The 16,720-nt window shown below is 73.6% G+C and carries 13 protein-coding genes; 5 read left to right on the forward strand and 8 right to left on the reverse strand.

What is annotated here, in order from left to right:
- Window positions 1-13: 13 nt before the first annotated feature.
- Genes BLV76_RS01615 through dapE form a run of 3 tightly spaced genes read right to left on the reverse strand, consistent with a single transcriptional unit; the run spans window position 14 to window position 2,153 of the window.
- The gene (locus BLV76_RS01615) at window positions 14-340 is read right to left on the reverse strand and encodes a DivIVA domain-containing protein (RefSeq protein WP_090967560.1); all 327 of its coding nucleotides are present in this window, start codon (window positions 338-340) and stop codon (window positions 14-16) included.
- Entirely contained in the window at window positions 337-1,098 is a 762-nt protein-coding gene (locus tag BLV76_RS01620) for an LOG family protein (protein WP_090967561.1), read from the reverse strand. The genes BLV76_RS01615 and BLV76_RS01620 overlap by 4 nt, the downstream gene beginning before the upstream one ends.
- Entirely contained in the window at window positions 1,095-2,153 is a 1,059-nt protein-coding gene (gene dapE / locus BLV76_RS01625) for a succinyl-diaminopimelate desuccinylase (RefSeq protein WP_090967562.1), read from the reverse strand. Before dapE ends, BLV76_RS01620 begins: the two co-directional genes overlap by 4 nt.
- Before the next feature lie 176 nt (window positions 2,154-2,329).
- On the opposite strand from dapE, the gene BLV76_RS01630 reads away from it, so the two are divergent.
- The 4 genes from BLV76_RS01630 (at window position 2,330) to BLV76_RS01645 (ending at window position 8,671) form a co-directional block, all read left to right on the forward strand.
- Window positions 2,330-4,186: a PKD domain-containing protein gene (locus BLV76_RS01630; RefSeq protein ID WP_090967563.1), complete on the forward strand. Its 1,857-nt coding sequence runs from the start codon at window positions 2,330-2,332 to the stop codon at window positions 4,184-4,186.
- On the forward strand, window positions 4,183-6,075 hold the full coding sequence (locus tag BLV76_RS01635; protein WP_090967564.1) for a PKD domain-containing protein: 1,893 nt from the start codon (window positions 4,183-4,185) through the stop codon (window positions 6,073-6,075). The genes BLV76_RS01630 and BLV76_RS01635 overlap by 4 nt, the downstream gene beginning before the upstream one ends.
- Window positions 6,076-6,176: 101 nt before the next feature.
- Complete coding sequence (locus BLV76_RS01640) at window positions 6,177-7,979, forward strand: PKD domain-containing protein (protein WP_245734496.1); 1,803 nt, start codon at window positions 6,177-6,179, stop codon at window positions 7,977-7,979.
- Window positions 7,976-8,671 (forward strand): PKD domain-containing protein, encoded by a 696-nt coding sequence (locus BLV76_RS01645; protein ID WP_090967566.1) that lies wholly within the window; start codon window positions 7,976-7,978, stop codon window positions 8,669-8,671. Before BLV76_RS01640 ends, BLV76_RS01645 begins: the two co-directional genes overlap by 4 nt.
- Before the next feature lie 9 nt (window positions 8,672-8,680).
- Here the strand turns inward: BLV76_RS01645 and BLV76_RS01650 are convergent, their stop codons facing one another.
- The 5 genes from BLV76_RS01650 to BLV76_RS01670 are packed head-to-tail and all read right to left on the reverse strand — an operon-like array spanning window position 8,681 to window position 14,549.
- Window positions 8,681-10,447, reverse strand: a complete 1,767-nt coding sequence (locus tag BLV76_RS01650) for an efflux RND transporter periplasmic adaptor subunit (protein ID WP_139306436.1) — start codon at window positions 10,445-10,447, stop codon at window positions 8,681-8,683.
- Window positions 10,444-11,376, reverse strand: a complete 933-nt coding sequence (locus tag BLV76_RS01655) for a hypothetical protein (RefSeq protein ID WP_090967568.1) — start codon at window positions 11,374-11,376, stop codon at window positions 10,444-10,446. Before BLV76_RS01655 ends, BLV76_RS01650 begins: the two co-directional genes overlap by 4 nt.
- Window positions 11,377-11,416: 40 nt before the next feature.
- Window positions 11,417-12,649 carry an ABC transporter permease gene (locus tag BLV76_RS01660; protein ID WP_090967569.1) on the reverse strand — a complete coding sequence of 411 codons (1,233 nt, stop codon included), beginning with the start codon at window positions 12,647-12,649 and terminating at the stop codon, window positions 11,417-11,419.
- The gene (locus BLV76_RS01665; protein ID WP_090967570.1) at window positions 12,646-13,356 is read right to left on the reverse strand and encodes an ABC transporter ATP-binding protein; all 711 of its coding nucleotides are present in this window, start codon (window positions 13,354-13,356) and stop codon (window positions 12,646-12,648) included. Before BLV76_RS01665 ends, BLV76_RS01660 begins: the two co-directional genes overlap by 4 nt.
- The gene (locus BLV76_RS01670) at window positions 13,353-14,549 is read right to left on the reverse strand and encodes an efflux RND transporter periplasmic adaptor subunit (protein WP_090967571.1); all 1,197 of its coding nucleotides are present in this window, start codon (window positions 14,547-14,549) and stop codon (window positions 13,353-13,355) included. Before BLV76_RS01670 ends, BLV76_RS01665 begins: the two co-directional genes overlap by 4 nt.
- A 271-nt stretch (window positions 14,550-14,820) precedes the next feature.
- On the opposite strand from BLV76_RS01670, the gene BLV76_RS01675 reads away from it, so the two are divergent.
- Window positions 14,821-16,719, forward strand: a complete 1,899-nt coding sequence (locus BLV76_RS01675; RefSeq protein WP_090967572.1) for a PKD domain-containing protein — start codon at window positions 14,821-14,823, stop codon at window positions 16,717-16,719.
- Window position 16,720 lies beyond the last annotated feature (1 nt).

Here is a 16,720-nt window from a genome sequence, read left to right on the forward strand (position 1 = left end):
GCGGCAGTCTGCCCTAGACGTTCGGCGCGTCGCCAGACGAGTCGACCCCGGCGCCCGGACCGGCGTCCCGACCGGCGTCCGGACCCTCCTCGGAGCGCGCGTCCTCGAGCTCGGTCGCGAGCCGCGTGAGCAGGGCGTCGACGTCGGACATCCGGTAGCCGCGCACCGCGAGCGGGAACCGGACGGTGCGCAGGTCCTCCGCCCCGATCGGGCGGTCGGTGGGCAGCACCACGTCGGGGCGGTCGTCGTACGCCGGCGCCATCGACCCGCCGCGGCCGGAGGCCACGAGGGCCACACCGCCCATCGCGAGCACGACGAGGATCGCGAAGAGCCAGGTCATCGTCCGTCCTCCCGCGCGGCGACCATGATCGCGACGGCCTCGTCGACGTCGTCGGTGAGCACCATCATGTCGAGGTCGGAGGCGTTGATCTTGCCGTCGGCGAGCGCGGTCCCGCGCAGCCAGCCGAGCAGGCCCGACCAGTAGTCGGTGCCGATCAGCACGATCGGGAAGGACGTGACCTTCTGCGTCTGCACGAGGGTGAGCGCCTCGAACAGCTCATCGAGCGTGCCGAGTCCGCCGGGCAGCACGACGAAGCCCTGGGAGTACTTCACGAACATCGTCTTGCGGGCGAAGAAGTAGCGGAAGTTGATCCCCTTGTCGACCCACTGGTTGAGGCCCGACTCGAAGGGCAGCTCGATGCCGAGCCCGACGCTCACCCCGCCGGCCTCGCACGCCCCCTTGTTGGCGGCCTCCATCGCACCGGGCCCGCCGCCGGTGATGACCGCGAAGCCGGCCTCGGTCAGCTTGCGGCCCGCCTCCTCGGCGACGGCGTAGTGCGGGTGGTCGGGCCTCGTGCGGGCAGAGCCGAAGACACCGATTGCCGGGCCGAGCTCGGCCAGCGCGCCGAAGCCCTCGACGAACTCCGCTTGGATCCTCAGCACGCGCCACGGGTCGGTGTGGACCCAGTCGGTCGGGCCGCGCGAGTCGAGCAGGCGCTGGTCGGTGGTGGAGCCCTCCGTGACCTGGCCGCGACGCTCGATCACCGGCCCCTTCATCCGGTCGGCCGGCTCCGGGTGCGAGGCGGTGGACCCGCTCATGACAGCCACTCCTTGAGGATGCGCTCGCAGCGCTCGACGTGCTCGGTGGGGACGTGCTCGTCCTGCTTGTGGGCGAACATCGGGTCGCCGGGGCCGAAGTTGACCGCCGGGATGCCGAGCTTGGTGAACTGCGCGACGTCGGTCCAGCCGAACTTGGGAGCGACCCCTCCCCCGACCGCGTCGACGAACGCCTTCGCTGCCGGGCGGTCGAGGCCGGGGAGGGCCCCGGCGGCCAGGTCGGTCACCGTGACGTCGTACCCCTCGAAGAAGTCGCGGACGAACGCCTCGGCGTCGGCCTCGCTGCGGTCGGGGGCGAAGCGGAAGTTGACCTCGACGACGCACTCGTCGGGTACGACGTTGCCGGCGACGCCGCCGCGGATGCCCGTCGCGTTGAGGCCCTCGTGGTAGGTCAGGCCGTCGATCTCGGGCTGCCGGGCGACGTAGTCGTTGAGGCGGGCCAGGACCGGCCCGGCGAGGTGGATGGCGTTGACGCCCTTCCAGCTCCGCGCGCTGTGCGCGCGCTCGCCGGTGGTGCGGACGTCGACGCGCATCGTGCCCTGGCAGCCGGCCTCGATCGCGGCGTTGCTGGGCTCCATGAGGATGGCGAAGTCGGCCTGGAGCAGGTCGGGGTCGGACTCGGTGAGCTTGCGCAGACCGTTGAAGACCGAGTCGACCTCCTCCGCCTCGTAGAAGATGAAGGCGAGGTCGCGGTTGGGCGCCGTCACGTCGGCGGCGAGCTTGAGCATCACCGCGTCGCCGCCCTTCATGTCGCAGGTGCCGAGACCGTGCAGGATGCCGTCCTCGAGCCGGGCCGGGAGGTTGTCGTTGAGCGGCACCGTGTCGAGGTGCCCGGCGATCACGACGCGCTCGCCGAGGCCGAGGTCCGTGCTGGCCACGATCGTGTGCCCGCGCCGTGTCACCGCGAGGTGCGGCAGCGTCCGGAGGGCGGACTCGACGGCGTCGGCGATCTCCTCCTCGTGGTGGCTCACCGACTCGATGTCGACCAGCTGGCGGGTGAGCGCGACGACGTCGGCGGAGAGATCGAGGCGTGGCATGCCCCGATTCAACCAGCCGCCTCCCGCGTCAGTGGTCTAGTCCCCCGTGCTACCACTCTTGCCACCGCGCGCCACCTCGCCGACCGTCGGGGCAGCGGGCGTCACGGGGGCGCACGCCGGCTCGGGGGCTCGTCCATGTGCGCGTCCGGGCCCCCTGCGCACCGACAGGTCAGACGATGAACATCCGCCTCGCCCGCCTCGGCACGACCACCTCGCTGGTCGTCCTCGCCTCCCTGCTGGTCCCGGCCGCCGCGCCGGCGGCCCCGACGTGGCAGGCCGACACCACGGTCTCGCCGACCGGCGAGGCCGTGCGCGAGTCGCGCGTCGCGCTCGGTCCCACCGGCGACGCCGTCGCGCTCTGGGTGCAGGACACCGGGTCGGGCAGCCTCGTGCGCAGCGCCGCACGCCCGGCCGGCGGCGCGTGGTCGGCCCCCGTGACGCTGACCGCCCTCGCCCCCGGTGTGCTGTACGCCGACGTGGTGGCGCGGCCCGACGGCTCCTGGGTCGCGCTGTGGCTGCGGTCGGTGGGCGGGACGAGCGTCGTGGAGACGTCGACAAGGTCCCCCGCCGGGACGTGGAGCGCGCCGACGCAGCTGTCCGCACCCGGCGCCTCGGCGGGTTGGGCGACGATCGCGGTCGATGACGCCGGCCGGGTGACCGCCGTGTGGTCGCGCGCCCTGGTCGTGCAGTCGTCGACACTCTCCGGCGACGCCTGGTCGCCGGTCCGCGACCTCAGCGCCGGGGGTGCCGTCACCACCCTGGCGGACGTCGACTTCGACGCCGCCGGACGTGCCACCGTGGCCTGGACCCGGTTCCAGAACGGCGGCTACCAGGTGCAGGTCTCCGTCCGCGACACCGACGGGTCGTGGTCGACCCCGGCCAACCTCTCGCCCGACGGGGAGGTCGGGTACTACCCGCAGGTGGGTGTCGCGCCGGGCGGCGGCGCCGTGGTCGCCTGGGGGAACTCCGGCTACTTCGTCCGGTCGGCCACCCGGGCCGGCGCCACGGGCACCTGGAGCAGCCCCGTGGACCTCTCCGCGGCCAATGCCGGCCTCCCGAGCCTGGCCATCGACGGCCAGGGCACGGCGTACGCCACCTGGGCACGCGACCGCGGGGCGGGCGACGTCGTCGAGGCGTCGGTCCGTCAGCAGGGTGGTGCGTGGTCGACTCCCGAGGCGCTCACCGCCGACGGGGTCAACGCCACCTCGCCCGAGGTCGTGGTGACGCCGGCCGGCAACGCCACCCTCGTGTGGGGCCTCGGGGTGATGGACCCCACCGTGGTGCAGGCCCGCACACGTCCGACAGGCGGCACCTGGAGCAGCACCACTGACCTCAGCAACACCTCCGGCGCTCCGGTGCGCACGCCCATCGACGCCTCCCTCGCCCCCGACGGCGACGTGCTGGTCGGGTGGCGGCAGTACGACGGCGCGGACACGCTGCACGCCCGCGCCCTCGACGTCGCGGGTCCGCGCGTGACCGGTCTGAGCCTGCCGACGAACGCACAGGCAGGCGCCGCGGCCGCCTTCTCGGTGACCGCGACCGACGCATGGTCGTCGGTCGCCTCCGTTGCCTGGGCCTTCGGCGACGGCAGCACCGCGACGGGGGCCGCGGCGAGCCACACCTACACCGGGCCGGGCACCTACCCCGTCGCGGTCACCGTCACCGATGCGGTCGGCAACTCCTCGACCCGCACCGGCACCGTGGTCGTCGCGCTGGCGCGGCCGGCGGTGTCGAGGCTGGGGCTCAGGCCCGGCACCATCCACCTCACCGGACCGAAGAAGGACCGCAAGGCGAAGGTCACCGTCACCGTCACGACCGCGTCGAAGCTCACCCTGACCTTCAAGAAGAAGGGCGTGAAGAAGCCGCTGCGACTGACGAAGAACCTTCTGGCCGGGAGGAACACCTTCACCCTCACCGCGAAGATCGGGAAGAAGAAGCGCCTCACCGTCGGGACGTGGAAGGTCACCGCCGTCGCCACGAACGCCGCCGGATCCAGCACCGCGAAGAAGCTGACCCTGAAGGTGGTCCGATGAGGCGGGCGCGCGTCGCATCGATCTCGGTCGCCACGGTGCTTGCGCTCGCCGCCGCCGCGCTCGTCACGCCGGCTGCCGTGGCCGTGGAGACCTGGCTCCCGGCGACCTACTTGTCGGACGCCGACGTGGACAGCTACAACCCGGTCGTGGAGGTCGACGCGGCCGGCAACGCCACCGCGGTCTGGGTCAGCAAGTCCGGCACCACCTACGTGGTCCGGGCGAGCTCACGTCCGGCAGCGGGCGCGTGGTCCGCCGCAGTCGCGCTGTCCGGCGACGTCGGCGCCGCGGTCGCACCGCAGCTGGCCGCCAACGACCGGGGCGACCTCGTGGCGGTCTGGGAGTCCGGGCCCAGCACGACGTCGCGGATCCAGGCCAGCGTGCGCGGCGCCTCCGGTGGGTGGTCGGCGGCCGAGACCTTGTCCGAAGCGGGCCAGGGCGCGTCGTCCCCCTCCGTGACGATCGACCGGACCGGACGCGCCACCGTCCTGTGGGTCAGGAGTGACGGGACCAACCGGCGCGTGCAGGCGAGCTCGCGGGGCGCGAACGGCGCCTGGAGCACCCCGACCACGCTCAGCGAGGCCGGCAACGCGGCCCGCCAGCCGAGCGTGGGAGTCGACGGCACCGGGCGGCTGACCGCCGTCTGGGGCCGCTCGGACGGCGCGAACTACCGGGTGCAGAGCAGCACCCGCGCCCCGGACGGCGACTGGACGGTGGCGTCCACCATCTCCGATGCGGGCCAGAGCGCGTCCGCGCCCACCGTCGCCGTCGCCGACGACGGGACCGCCACGGCCCTCTGGATCCGCTCGGACGGCGCCAGTCCGCGCATCCAGGCAACCAGTCGGCCTCAGGGCTCGGGCTGGTCCATCCCGGTCAACATCTCCGACCCCGACCAGAACGTCTTCGGTGGTCCGGCGGCGGCCGTGGACGCGGCCGGTGTCGTCACGGTGGCGTGGTCGCAGCTCGTCGGCGCCAACTACCGGATCCAGGTCAGCATCCGCCGCCCGGACGGTCTCTGGACCCCCGGCACGGCGATCTCCGTGGCAGGCCAGAACGGTCTGTATCCCGCCGTCGCCAGCCGTGGAGCGCACACGGTGGTGACCTGGTTGCTCTCCGGGACCGACCAGTCGCAGGCACAGGCCTCGACGCGCACGGGCGACGGCTCCTGGCGGGCTCCGGTCCGTCTCTCGAGCGGCACCCCCACCATCTCGGCCGCGGGTGTCGATCCCGCGGGCAACGCCGTCGTGACCTGGGGCGACAAGGACGACGGTGCGCCCAGCTACCGCATTCGCGCGTCCGCCCTGGACGTGTCAGGCCCGGTCATCACGGGCTTCACCGCTCCCGCCACGGCCACGGTCGGTCAGCCCACCAGCCTGTCGCTGACGGCGTACGACGTCTGGTCGGCCGTCGCCGGTACCACCTGGTCCTTCGGCGACGGCACCACCGCATCCGGGGCCTCGGTCTCGCACACCTGGACCGCTCCCGGCACCTACACCGTCACCGCCACCGTCACCGACGCCGTCGGCAACACCACCACCCGCTCGAGCACGGCCACCGTGACCGCAGCGCAGGTGGCAGCTCCGACCCTCGGCAAGCTCAAGCTTAGGCCAGGCACCATCCACCTCATCGGACCGAAGAAGGACCGCAAGGCGAAGGTCACCGTCACCGTCACGACCGCGTCGAAGCTCACCCTGACCTTCAAGAAGAAGGGCGTGAAGAAGCCGCTGCGGCTGACGAAGAACCTTCGGGCCGGGAGGAACACCTTCACCCTCACCGCGAAGATCGGGAAGAAGAAGCGCCTCACAGTCGGGACGTGGAAGGTCACCGCCGTCGCAGCGAACGCCGCCGGATCCAGCACCGCGAAGAAGCTGACCCTGAAGGTGGTCCGATGAGGCGCAAGCGGATCGGCTCCGTCGTCCTGGGTGGTGCGCTTCTGCTGGCCGGGGCCGCACTGGTCGCGCCTGCCCAGGCGGCTGAGACATGGCTCCCGCCCGTGACTCTCTCCGCCGGCTCCGACGCTGTGGGCCAGAAGCTCGCAGTCGACGCATCGGGCACCACGACAGCTGTCTGGACGCAGACGAACGGCACGCACTACCTCGTGACCACGAGCCAGCGGCCGGCAGGCGGGTCGTGGTCGGCTCCCGTCACCTTGTCGCAGGCCGGTCAGCACGCCTACACCCCGCAGGTCGAGGTAGACGCCCGGGGCGGCGCCGTCGCCGCCTGGTACAGGAGCGACGGGGGCCGTGATCGGGTCCAGGTCACCACCAGGACCCCCGATGGCGCCTGGTCCCCCGTCGAGACGTTGTCTGCTGCAGGCCAGTCCGCCAACGGGGTCCGCGTGGCCATCGACGACTCAGGGACGGCCGCCGTCGTCTGGTCTCGGTCCGACGGTGCCACGATTCGTATCCAGGCGAGCACCCACGCCGTCGGCGGCACCTGGACCACACCAGTCACGCTCAGCGAGGTCGGCGGCGATGCCATCTCCCCCGCCATCGCAGTCGATGCCGGCGGCACGTTCACCGCCGCGTGGACGCGCTACGACGGGTCGTACTCCCTGGCCCAGGCCTCGTCGCGTCCTGCCGGCGGGGACTGGTCGATCCCGGCGACCCTGTCCGAAGCCGGCCATGGAGCGGCGCGACCCCGGGTCGCAGCGGGCCAGGCCGGCTCCGCCGTCGTGGTGTGGACGCGGTCCGACGGCAGCAACCTGCGCGTGCAGGCCAGCTCTCGACAGGCTGGCGGCCCGTGGTCCATCGCGACAACGCTGTCCAAGCCCGGTTCTGACGTCTTCGCCGGCCCCATCGTCGGCCTCGACACCTCCGGGAACGCCTCGGCGGTCTGGACCCAGCTCATCGGCGGCGACACACGCGCGGTCGCGGCCACGCGCGCACCGGGCGGGGGCTGGGCCGTCCCCGAGACGATCTCGCCCGTCGGGTCCACGAAGGGACTTGTTGACCTGGCCGTCGGTCGCGACGGGACCACGGTCGCCGTCTGGACGCTGGCCGGACCTGGTGTCACGACCCAGGTGCAAGCGGCGCTCCGGCACCCCGGCGCGGCCTGGAGCGCCGGCTCGCCCGTGTCGGCCTTCGACGGGGAGACGGTCGAACCGGACGCCGTCGTGGACCCCTGGGGCAATGCGTCCGTCGCCTGGTTCCACTACCTGCCCGACACCGGGCGCTACCGGGTGCAGGTGGCCGGGCTCGATGCCGCAGGTCCCGTCGTGGGCGGGTTCGCCGTTCCAGCCACTGCGACCGCCGGCCAGCCTGTCAACCTGTCGCTGTCGGCGTACGACGTCTGGTCGGCCGTCGCCGGCACCACCTGGTCCTTCGGCGACGGAACCACCGCATCCGGCGCCTCGGTCTCGCACACCTGGACAGCGCCCGGCACCTACACCGTCACCGCCACCGTCACCGACGCCGTCGGCAACACCACCAGCCGCTCGAGCACCGCCACCGTCGGAGCAGCACCAGCCGCCGCGCCGGCGCGGCCGGCGGTGTCGGGGCTGAAGCTCAGGCCAGGCACCATCCACCTCACCGGACCGAAGAAGGACCGCAGGGCGAAGGTCACCGTCACCGTCACGACCGCGTCGAAGCTCACCCTGACCTTCAAGAAGAAGGGCGTGAAGAAGCCGCTGCGACTGACGAAGAACCTTCGGGCCGGGAGGAACACCTTCACCCTCACCGCGAAGATCGGGAAGAAGAAGCGTCTCACCGTCGGGACGTGGAAGGTCACCGCCGTCGCCACGAACGCCGCCGGATCCAGCACCGCGAGGAAGCTGACCCTCAAGGTGGTGCGATGAGGGTCGCCGTCGCCCTGCCGCTCGCCGTCGCCGCAGCGCTCGTCCCGGCCGGTGCTGGGGCGAGAGCCAGCGACACGACACCTCCCGTGGTCGAGTCGGTGAGGTGCGAGTGCTGGCAGCCCTACCAGTACTCGACGGTCCAGTTCACGGCCGCCGCCCACGACGACGAGTCAGGGATCGCGTCGGTGAGCTGGCTCTTCAGCGACGGCGTCACCGCATCGGGGGCGACCGTGACGCGCGAGCTCAGGACCGCCGGCGTCGTGAAGGCGATGGTCACGGTGACCGACGGGGCGGGGAACGCCAGCACGGGCAGCGCGACGATCAACGTCCTGCCGAACCCCTTCCCACCGGAGCCGACGTACAGCCAGCCGACGCTCCACCACGTGCGCCTGCGGCCCGGCACCCTGTCGGCGTACGGCGACACGGCGGCGACACCGCGTCGAGCCCGGTTGTCCTTCCGGCTCGCCGACGTGTGGGACACCACGCGCATCAGGCTGGTGATCCGTCCCGTGGAAGGTCATCGGTCCGCGCGCCGGGTGGTGGAGGACGTCCGGGAGGGTGAGCGCCACCTCGTGCTCTCCACGCGCCGCAACGGCCTGCTGCTGCCCCCGGGCCGCTACCGGGTCGTGGTGCGGGCCGCCAACAGCTACGGCTCCGACCGGGCCGTCACCCGGCTCCGGATCGTCCCCTGAGGGTCGTCCTCACCCTCCGGGTGGTCCGCTGAACCCTCCCCCGCCCCCGGGCAGCCCGCCACCGAACCCGCTGCCGCCGAAGCCTCCCGTGGTGGTCGTGGTGCCACCGGCGGGCACGTCGGCGTCGACCTGGGCGAGCACGACGACGTCGCCGGCCTCGAGCCCGTCGGTGATCTCGGTGCGGGTCGAGCCGCGGGCGCCGAGGGTCACCTGGCGGCGGCTGGTCGTGCCGTCCGCGAGGACCGTGACGCTGGTCGTCGGCGAGGTGCTGACCGCCGAGGTCGGGACGGTGACCACGTCGTCGACCGACGCGGTGACGACCTCGAGCGAGGCCGGGGTCCCGAGCGGGACGGTCCGGTCGGCGTTGTCGAGGACGACCTCGACGGCGTACGTCGTGGTGCCGCTGGTGGGCTCGGCCGCGACCGAGGTGACCTCGCCCGTCACGGTGTCGTCGGCGCCGAGGACGGTGACGTCGACGCCCTGGCCGACCGAGATCGACGCCACGTCGGCGACGTCGACCTCGGCGGCCACCGTGGTCGCACCGGCGGCCACGACGACGGCGACGGTCGTACCGGCCGTGACGTCGTCCCCGACGGCGAGGTCGAGCGAGCGGACGGTGCCGGCCGTGGGCGCGGTCAGCTCGGTCGCGGCCAGTGCCTGCCTTGCGTCCACGAGGTCCGCCTTCGCCTGGTCGATCGCCGCCTGGTCCTGCGCGAGGGTGGCGGCGGTGACGCTCTGTCCCACACCGCCTGACGCGCCGCCGCTCGTGGCTCCACCGGGCGTCGACTGCTCGGTGCCCCCGCTCGGCAGCTGCTGCTGGCCACCCGTCGGGGCCTGACCCTCGGGCTGCTCTCCGGACTGCCCCGGCTGGCCGGTCGGGGACCCGCTCGGGGTCCCGGTCGGCTCCTCGGTCGGCTCCCCCGTCGGGGTCTCGGTCGGGGTCTCGCTCGGGGTCTCGGTCTCGGCCTGCGCGGCCGCGTCGACGGCGGCGATCGCGGTGGTGAGGGTGCTGCCGAGGGTGCCGAGCGCGGTCTGGAGGTCCTCCTGCGCGGTGGCCGCCGCCTGCTGCGCGGCCTGCACGGCGACCAGTGCGTCGGCGCAGGCCTGGGCGGCCGGGTCGGCGGCGCACGTCGTGGTCTGGGCCTCGAGCGCGGTGCTCGCCGTGGCCAGGGCGGTCGTGGCGGCGGACTGGGCGGCGAGCACGGCCTGCTGCTGCTCCGCCAGCTGGGCGAGCGCCGCCTGGACGGCGGGGTCCTCGCTCGCGGAGACAGTACGGACGGCCGTCGTCCGCGCGGCGACTGTGGTGATCGTGGGCGACGACGTGGTCCTGGCCGCAACGGTGCTCGCGGTCGTCGTACTGCTGCTCGTGCTCGACGCTGTCGCCGAGGCGACCGCGTCGCTTTGGGCGTCGATGTCGGCCTCGAGCTGCGCCTTCGCGGCATCGAGCGTGGCCTGGGCACGGTCCAGGCTGCGCTGCAGCTCGGTGCCGGAGGTGCGGGCGATGACCTGTCCGGCCTCCACCTCGTCGCCCTGCTCGACGAGGACCTTCGCGACGGAGCCGGACGTGGAGAACGCGAGGTCGGTGCGCCCGCTGGCACTCACGGTGCCGGACAGGGCGAGGTGCTCCTCGACCGACCCGGTCGCCGCGGTGGCGGTGCGGTAGTCGCCGGTCGTGGTGGCGCCGAAGCTGGTGGCCACGGTCGCGCCTCCGGCCACGAGGACGCCGGAGACGCCGACCACGGCGAGCCAGCCGGCCCGGCCGCGAGGGCGCCTCACGAGGCGCCCTGGCTGGAGTCCTGGCTGGAGTCCGTGGTGGAGTCGCCGGAACTGCCCGGGCCACCGGGCATGCCGCCGCCCATCCCGCCGAATCCGCCGACGGAGCACTCGCCGTCGACCTGGTCGCTCACGGAGACCGAGTCGGCGGTGACGGCGCCGGTGTCGTCGGCCTCGCCCTGCGCCGAGACGCAGACGCCGACGGTGATGTCGTCGGCCGTACCGTCCTCGGTGGTGGTGAAGGTCGTGGAGTCGTCGACGGTGACCGACACGTCCGAGGTGGTGGCGTCGGTGCTGTCCTCCCCCGGTGCGCCCATCGCGACAGCGGCGACGGTGAAGCCGCCGTCGTCGAGCGCGGTGACCTCACCGGCGACGATCCCGCCCGGGCCGCCGGCGCCACCCGGCCCACCGGACGGCAGGTCGCTCGGCATGTCGCTCGGCATGTCGGACGGCGCGTCCGAGGGCGCGCCGGACGGGCGCTGGCCAGCGCCTCCGCCGAAGCCGCCCGTGCACTCCCCGTCGACCGGGTCGGTGACCCGGACGGTGGTCGCGGCCGTCGCCGAGTCGTCGTCGGCCGTCGTGCCCATGACGACGACGCAGCTGCCGACGGTGAGCTCGTCGAGGCTGGTCGGCACCTGCGTGGTGATCGCGGTCGAGCCGGTGAGCGTCACCGCGACCTGGCCCGACACCTGGCTCTGCACCTGCAGCACGTCGCCCTGGACGGCCGCGACCTCGCCGCTGGCTCCGGGGACGCCGCCACCCTGCCCACCGCCCGGCCCGCCGTCGGGCGCGGCGCCGGCGGACGGCGTACTGCTGCTGCCACCCCCCGCCGACGAGGCATCGGACGTGTCGGCGTTGCTGCTCGAGCACGCGGACAGCGAGAGGGCGAGGACGGCGAGCGCCGCCGGGGCGAGGGTGAGGTGCTTGTTCACGTGGTTCTCCTGGGTTCGGGGGTACGACGGACGGGTGCGCTCAGCTGCTGCGGAGCGCGTCGATGGGGGTGAGGCGGGCGGCGCGGCCCGCGGGGTAGACGCCGAAGCCGATGCCGAGCGCGAGGGCGGTGCCGACCGCGCCCACTGCCGCGAGCGCCGAGACGGTGACGGTCTGGTCGATCAGCGAGGGCAGGACCAGCGCTCCGACGATGCCGACGCCCAGCCCGAGCAACCCGCCGACCAGGCCGAGCACGGACGCCTCGAGCAGGAACTGCCGCCGGATCGAGGACGGGGTCGCGCCGAGCGCCTTGCGCAGTCCGATCTCCTGCACGCGCTCGCTGACCGAGACGAGCATGATGTTCATGACGCCGATGCCGCCGACGAGCAGCGAGATGGCCGCGACACCGGTGAGCAGGACGGTCATCGTCTCGTTGGTGGAGTTGGCGGTCTCGACGAGTGAGTCCTGCGTCGAGACGGTGAAATCGGCCTCGTCCGAGCCCCCGACGTCGTGGAGGTTGAGCAGGAGCGCCTCGACCTCCTGGTAGGCCGCGCTGAGCGTGGTGGAGTCGGTGGCCTCGACGTAGATCGTGGACAGCGACGTCGACGACGAACCCGTGAGCCGGGCAGCGGTCGCGAGGGGGACGACCGCCTGGTCGTCCTCGCTCGACGTCCCGCTCGTCGAGGCGCCGGACTCCTCCAGCACGCCGATCACCGTGAGCTCGGTGCCGCCGACCCGCACGGTCTGGCCGACCGGGTTGCCGCGGTCGAAGAGCTCCCCGGCCGTGTCGGAGGCGAGCACGACGACGTCAGCACCCGATTCGGCCTCGGAGGAGGTGAAGAACCTCCCGGACGCGACCGTGCGGGCCCGGACGTCGAGCCACGAGGTGGTCGTCCCGGAGACCTGCGTGGTCCAGTTCGTGTCGCCGGCGGTGACCGACGAGCTGCTCGACGTGACCGGCGCGACGGCAGCGACGTCGGGGGCCACCGTCTCGTCGGCGATCGCCGCGGCGTCGTCGAGGTCGAGCGTCGAGGCGGAGCCGAAGCCACCGCGCATGCCCGAGCTGTCGGTGCTGCTGCCGGGCGAGACGATCAGCAGGTTGCGCCCCAGGGCATCGATCTGGTCGCGGACCTCCTTCTGCGCGCCTTGGCCGAGGCCGACGGTGAGGATGACGGACGCGATGCCGATGACGATCCCGAGCATCGTGAGCAGCGAGCGCATCCGGTGCGCGCGGACGGCCTCGAGGCTGGTCCGCAGGGTCTCGGCCCAGCTCACGACCGCACCCCCAGCGCGGCGCGCGCTGTCGGTACGTCGCTGGTGATCGCGCCGTCGTCGATGACGAGGTTGCGCCCCGCCCGGGCGGCGACCTCGTGCTCGTGGGTGATGAGCACGATCGTGCGGCCGGCCTCGTGGAGGTCGTCGAGCAGCCCGAGCACGTCGTGGGTCGACGTCGAGTCGAGGTTTCCGGTCGGCTCGTCGGCGAGCACGAGCGCGGGCTCGGTGACCAGGGCGCGCGCCACGGCGACGCGCTGCTGCTGGCCCCCGGAGAGCTCGCCCGGTCGGTGTCCGGTGCGGTGGCCGAGGCCGACCCGGTCGAGGGCAGCGCCGGCGCGCTGGCGTCGTACGTCGGCGGGGACCCCCGCGTAGACGAGCGGGAGCTCGACGTTGCGGATCGCCGACAGCGTCGGCAGCAGGTGGAACTGCTGGAAGACGAAGCCGATGCGGCGGTTGCGGACGTCGGCGAGCTGCTCCTCGCTCATGCCGGAGACGTCCTCGCCGGCCAGGTGGTACGACCCGCCGCTGGGCAGGTCGAGGCAGCCGAGGATGTGCATGAGGGTCGACTTGCCGGAGCCGGACGGGCCGATGACCGCGACGTACTCCCCCTCGTCGACGCGGGCGTCGACACCGCGCAGGGCGTGGACCTCCGCGTCTCCGGTGCCGTAGGACTTGCGGACGCCGGCGAGCTCGATGATGGCGCTCACTGGGGAGCCCCCGGCATCTGGCCGCCGCCGGGGAAGCTCGGCATCCCGCTCGGTGGCGTGCCGCCGGGGAAGCCCTGCTGGCCCCCGTCGTCCGAGCCGGTGCCGGCGCCCGGGCCGGAGAAGGCGGGCACCACGACGGTGTCCCCCTCGGCCAGGCCGGAGGTGACCTCGGTGGAGGCGCCGGAGGCCTCGCCGATCTCGATGTCGCGCCGCACCTCCTTGCCGTCGACCTCGAGGGTGACGTAGGCCTGGCCGTCCTCCGTCCCGACCGCCCGGGTGGGCACGGTGAGCACGTCGGTGCGCTGGCTGACGACGATGGAGAGGTCGGCCGAGGTGCCGGAGTAGAGGTCCTTGCGGTTGCCGGTGACCTCGACCTCGACCGGGAAGACCGCAGCTCCGCTGCTGTTCGTGGAGGCGACCGCGCCGACCGAGGCGACCGTGCCGTAGACGGCCTCGTCGACGCCGCTGACGGTGAGCTCGACCTGGAGCCCCTCCTGCACGCCCTCGATGTCGGCGGCCGCGACCTCGGCGTCGACGGCGAAGCGACGGGTGGTCGCGATGGTCACCTGGGCCGAGCTGGTGGCGGTGCTCGTGCTGGTGCCAGTGCTTGTGCTGGTGCTGTTCGACCCGGTCGTCGAGCCCCCGGCCGACCCGGTCCCGCTGCTGGAGCCACTGCTCGAGCCGGAGCCGACGGTGTCGCCGACGGCGAGGTCGAGCGCGACGACGGTCCCAGCCATCGGGGCGCGCAGGACGGCGTCGTCGACGGCCTCGCGGGCCTCGACCCACGACGCCTTCGCGGCGACGACCGAGGACCGGTCGGCCGCCACCTGCACGTCGGACGCACCGGCGTCGAGGTCCTCGTCGAGCTGCGTCAGCGCGGCGTCGTACGACGACCGCGCGGCGGTGCGTGCGGCGACGAGCGAGGTGGCGTCGACGCGGGCCAGCGCCGTCCCCCTCCTCACCCGGTCGCCCTCGCTGACCAGGACGGCACGCACGGTGCCGGCGACCGCGAAGGACAGGTCCTCGCTCCTCGCCGCCCGGAGCGTGCCGCTCGCGGTCACCGTCTGCTCGAAGGTGGAGGTCGAGACGGTCTGCGTCGTCGACGTCGCCACCGCCTCGGCGTCCGGGCGGAGCCAGAGCCATCCTCCGGCACTCGCGGCGACGGCGAGCGCGACGACGGCTGCCGCCACCACCCTGCTCCGCCTGGTCCTCAACCACCTGCCGGGCCAACCCACGCGCACGGGCGTCTCCTCGTCTGCTTCGTCTGGTGGGCCGCCCCACGGGGGGTGCGGGGCGGCCTCGACGGAGACAGTGGCGGCGCGCTCTGTGCCGGACGTGGCGCGGGCCTGTGACGAGGCTGTGGGCCCCCGCAACTTTTCGGGAGCTGGGCTCGTCGCATGCGCGAGCCGGACGCGCGTGGCACGATCCGGCGACGGTCGAGCGCGAGGACAACAGGGGGAACAGGTGGAACGACGCACGCAGCAGCTGGTCGTGGCGGTCGCCGCAAGCGTGGTGGGAGCGACGTTGGTCGCCGCACCCACGGCGGCGGCCCCGACGTGGCAACCGGTCACGAACGTCTTCGTCGACCTGTCGGCCGGGGGGCAGAACGCCCACACCCCGGACGTCGGGGTCGACGCGGCCGGGAACGCCACCGCCGTGTGGTCGCGCTACGACGGCACGCAGCTCGTCGTCCAGGCGTCGTCGCGCCCGGCGGGCGGGGCGTGGTCGGCTCCGGTCGACATCGCCGGGGGCCCGAGCATCTTCGAGCCGCAGGTCGCCGTCGAACCGGGCGGCGCGGCCACCGTCGTGTGGCGCCGCAACGAGCTCGGCTCCAGCGTCGTCCTCGCCTCGACCCGGCCGATCGGCGGCTCGTGGAGCCCGCCGGTCGAGGTCGCGTCCGACGCGTCGAGGGACCTGAGCCAGAAGCCGGACTTCCCCCAGGTCGCCGCCGGTGCGGACGGAGCCGTGACCGCCACGTGGTCGCACTTCGACGGGCGTGCGTTCATCGTGCAGGCAGCCTCCCGGCAGCCCGACGGGACGTGGTCCGCTCCGCAGGACCTCTCCGAGGCAGGCGCCCGCAACCCCGACGTCGCGGTCTCCGCCTCGGGAGTGGCCACCGTGCTCTGGACCGCCGGCAGCCGCGTGCAGGCCGTCACCCGGACCGCCGGGACCTGGTCGGCACCGGTCGACCTGTCCAGCACGGCCGCACCGACCACGACCCCCGACGTCGCCCTCGACCCGGCGGGCAACGCCACGGCCGTCTGGGGCGGCTTCACCGGCGCGAGCTACGTCGTGCAGACCGCGACGCGACCGGCGGCAGGAGACTGGATCAACGTCACGAACCTCTCCTCCCCCGGGGTCGACGCCTTCGACACGCCGCAGGTCGCCGTCGACGCGCGGGGGCGCGCGACCGCGGTCTGGCAGGAGAACGACGGGTCGGGGTGGATCGTCACCGCAGCCACCGGCCGCATCGGTCGCGACTGGTCCGCCCGCACCGCCCTCTCGGCAGCCGGGCAGGACGCGTGGACCCCGCAGGTCGACGTCGACACCGACGGCAACGCCACCGCCGTGTGGTCGCTCGCCGGGAAGGACGGCGACACCGCCCGCACGGTCCAGGCGGCCAGGCTTCCGGCGCGTGGCGACTGGACCTCCCCCGTCGACCTCTCCGAGCCGGGCGGCAACGCCTGGAACCCCGCCCTCGTCGTCGACGCCGACGGCAACGCCACCACCGCGTGGTCGCGCCACGACGGCGCCCACTGGATCGTCCAGGCCCGCGGACTCGACGCCGCCGGCCCGGTCGTCACCGGCATCACCTCGCGCCACTCCGGTGCGCGGACGTCGTACTCCGTCACGGCGCACGACGTGTGGTCGAAGGTCCGGACCGCCCGGTGGACCTTCGCCGACGGCACCACCGCCACCGGGACCTCGGTCACCCACCAGAGCAGGAGCACGCGGCCGGTCCGCGTGACGCTCACGGACGCCGTCGGCAACGCGACCCGGTGCACGTACGCCGCCACGTTCCGCTGCCGGGAGGCGCTCGGCGCTCCCGCGATCACCAGCGCCCGGCTGGAGCACCGCACCATCCGCGCGACGCGCGGGCGCGGGACGGTGCCGACCGAGTCCGAGCTGACGCTCGAGCTCTCGACCGCGGCGCGGGTGCGGGTCGTCGTACGACCCCTCGCCGCAGGCACCCCCTTGCGCCTCACCGGCAGGGTGAAGGCGGGCAGGGGCAGCTTCCTCATCACCGCGCGACTGGGGCGGTTCCAGGTCCTGCGGCCCGGTCGCTACGCGGTCGTGGTCACCGCCACCAACAAGGCCGGCACCAGCCCGAAGCACCGCCTGCGGCTGCGGGTCGTCCGCTGAC

The sequence above is a fragment of the Nocardioides exalbidus genome (genome assembly GCF_900105585.1).
Lineage (GTDB): Bacteria > Actinomycetota > Actinomycetes > Propionibacteriales > Nocardioidaceae > Nocardioides > Nocardioides exalbidus.

Coding starts and splice junctions, on each gene's coding strand:
- BLV76_RS01635 (WP_090967564.1), top strand. CDS start 4,183: ATGAGGCGGGCGCGCGTCGCATCGATCTCGGTCGCCACGGTGCTTGCG.
- dapE (WP_090967562.1), bottom strand. CDS start 2,153: ATGCCACGCCTCGATCTCTCCGCCGACGTCGTCGCGCTCACCCGCCAG.
- BLV76_RS01615 (WP_090967560.1), bottom strand. CDS start 340: ATGACCTGGCTCTTCGCGATCCTCGTCGTGCTCGCGATGGGCGGTGTG.
- BLV76_RS01645 (WP_090967566.1), top strand. CDS start 7,976: ATGAGGGTCGCCGTCGCCCTGCCGCTCGCCGTCGCCGCAGCGCTCGTC.
- BLV76_RS01620 (WP_090967561.1), bottom strand. CDS start 1,098: ATGAGCGGGTCCACCGCCTCGCACCCGGAGCCGGCCGACCGGATGAAG.
- BLV76_RS01630 (WP_090967563.1), top strand. CDS start 2,330: ATGAACATCCGCCTCGCCCGCCTCGGCACGACCACCTCGCTGGTCGTC.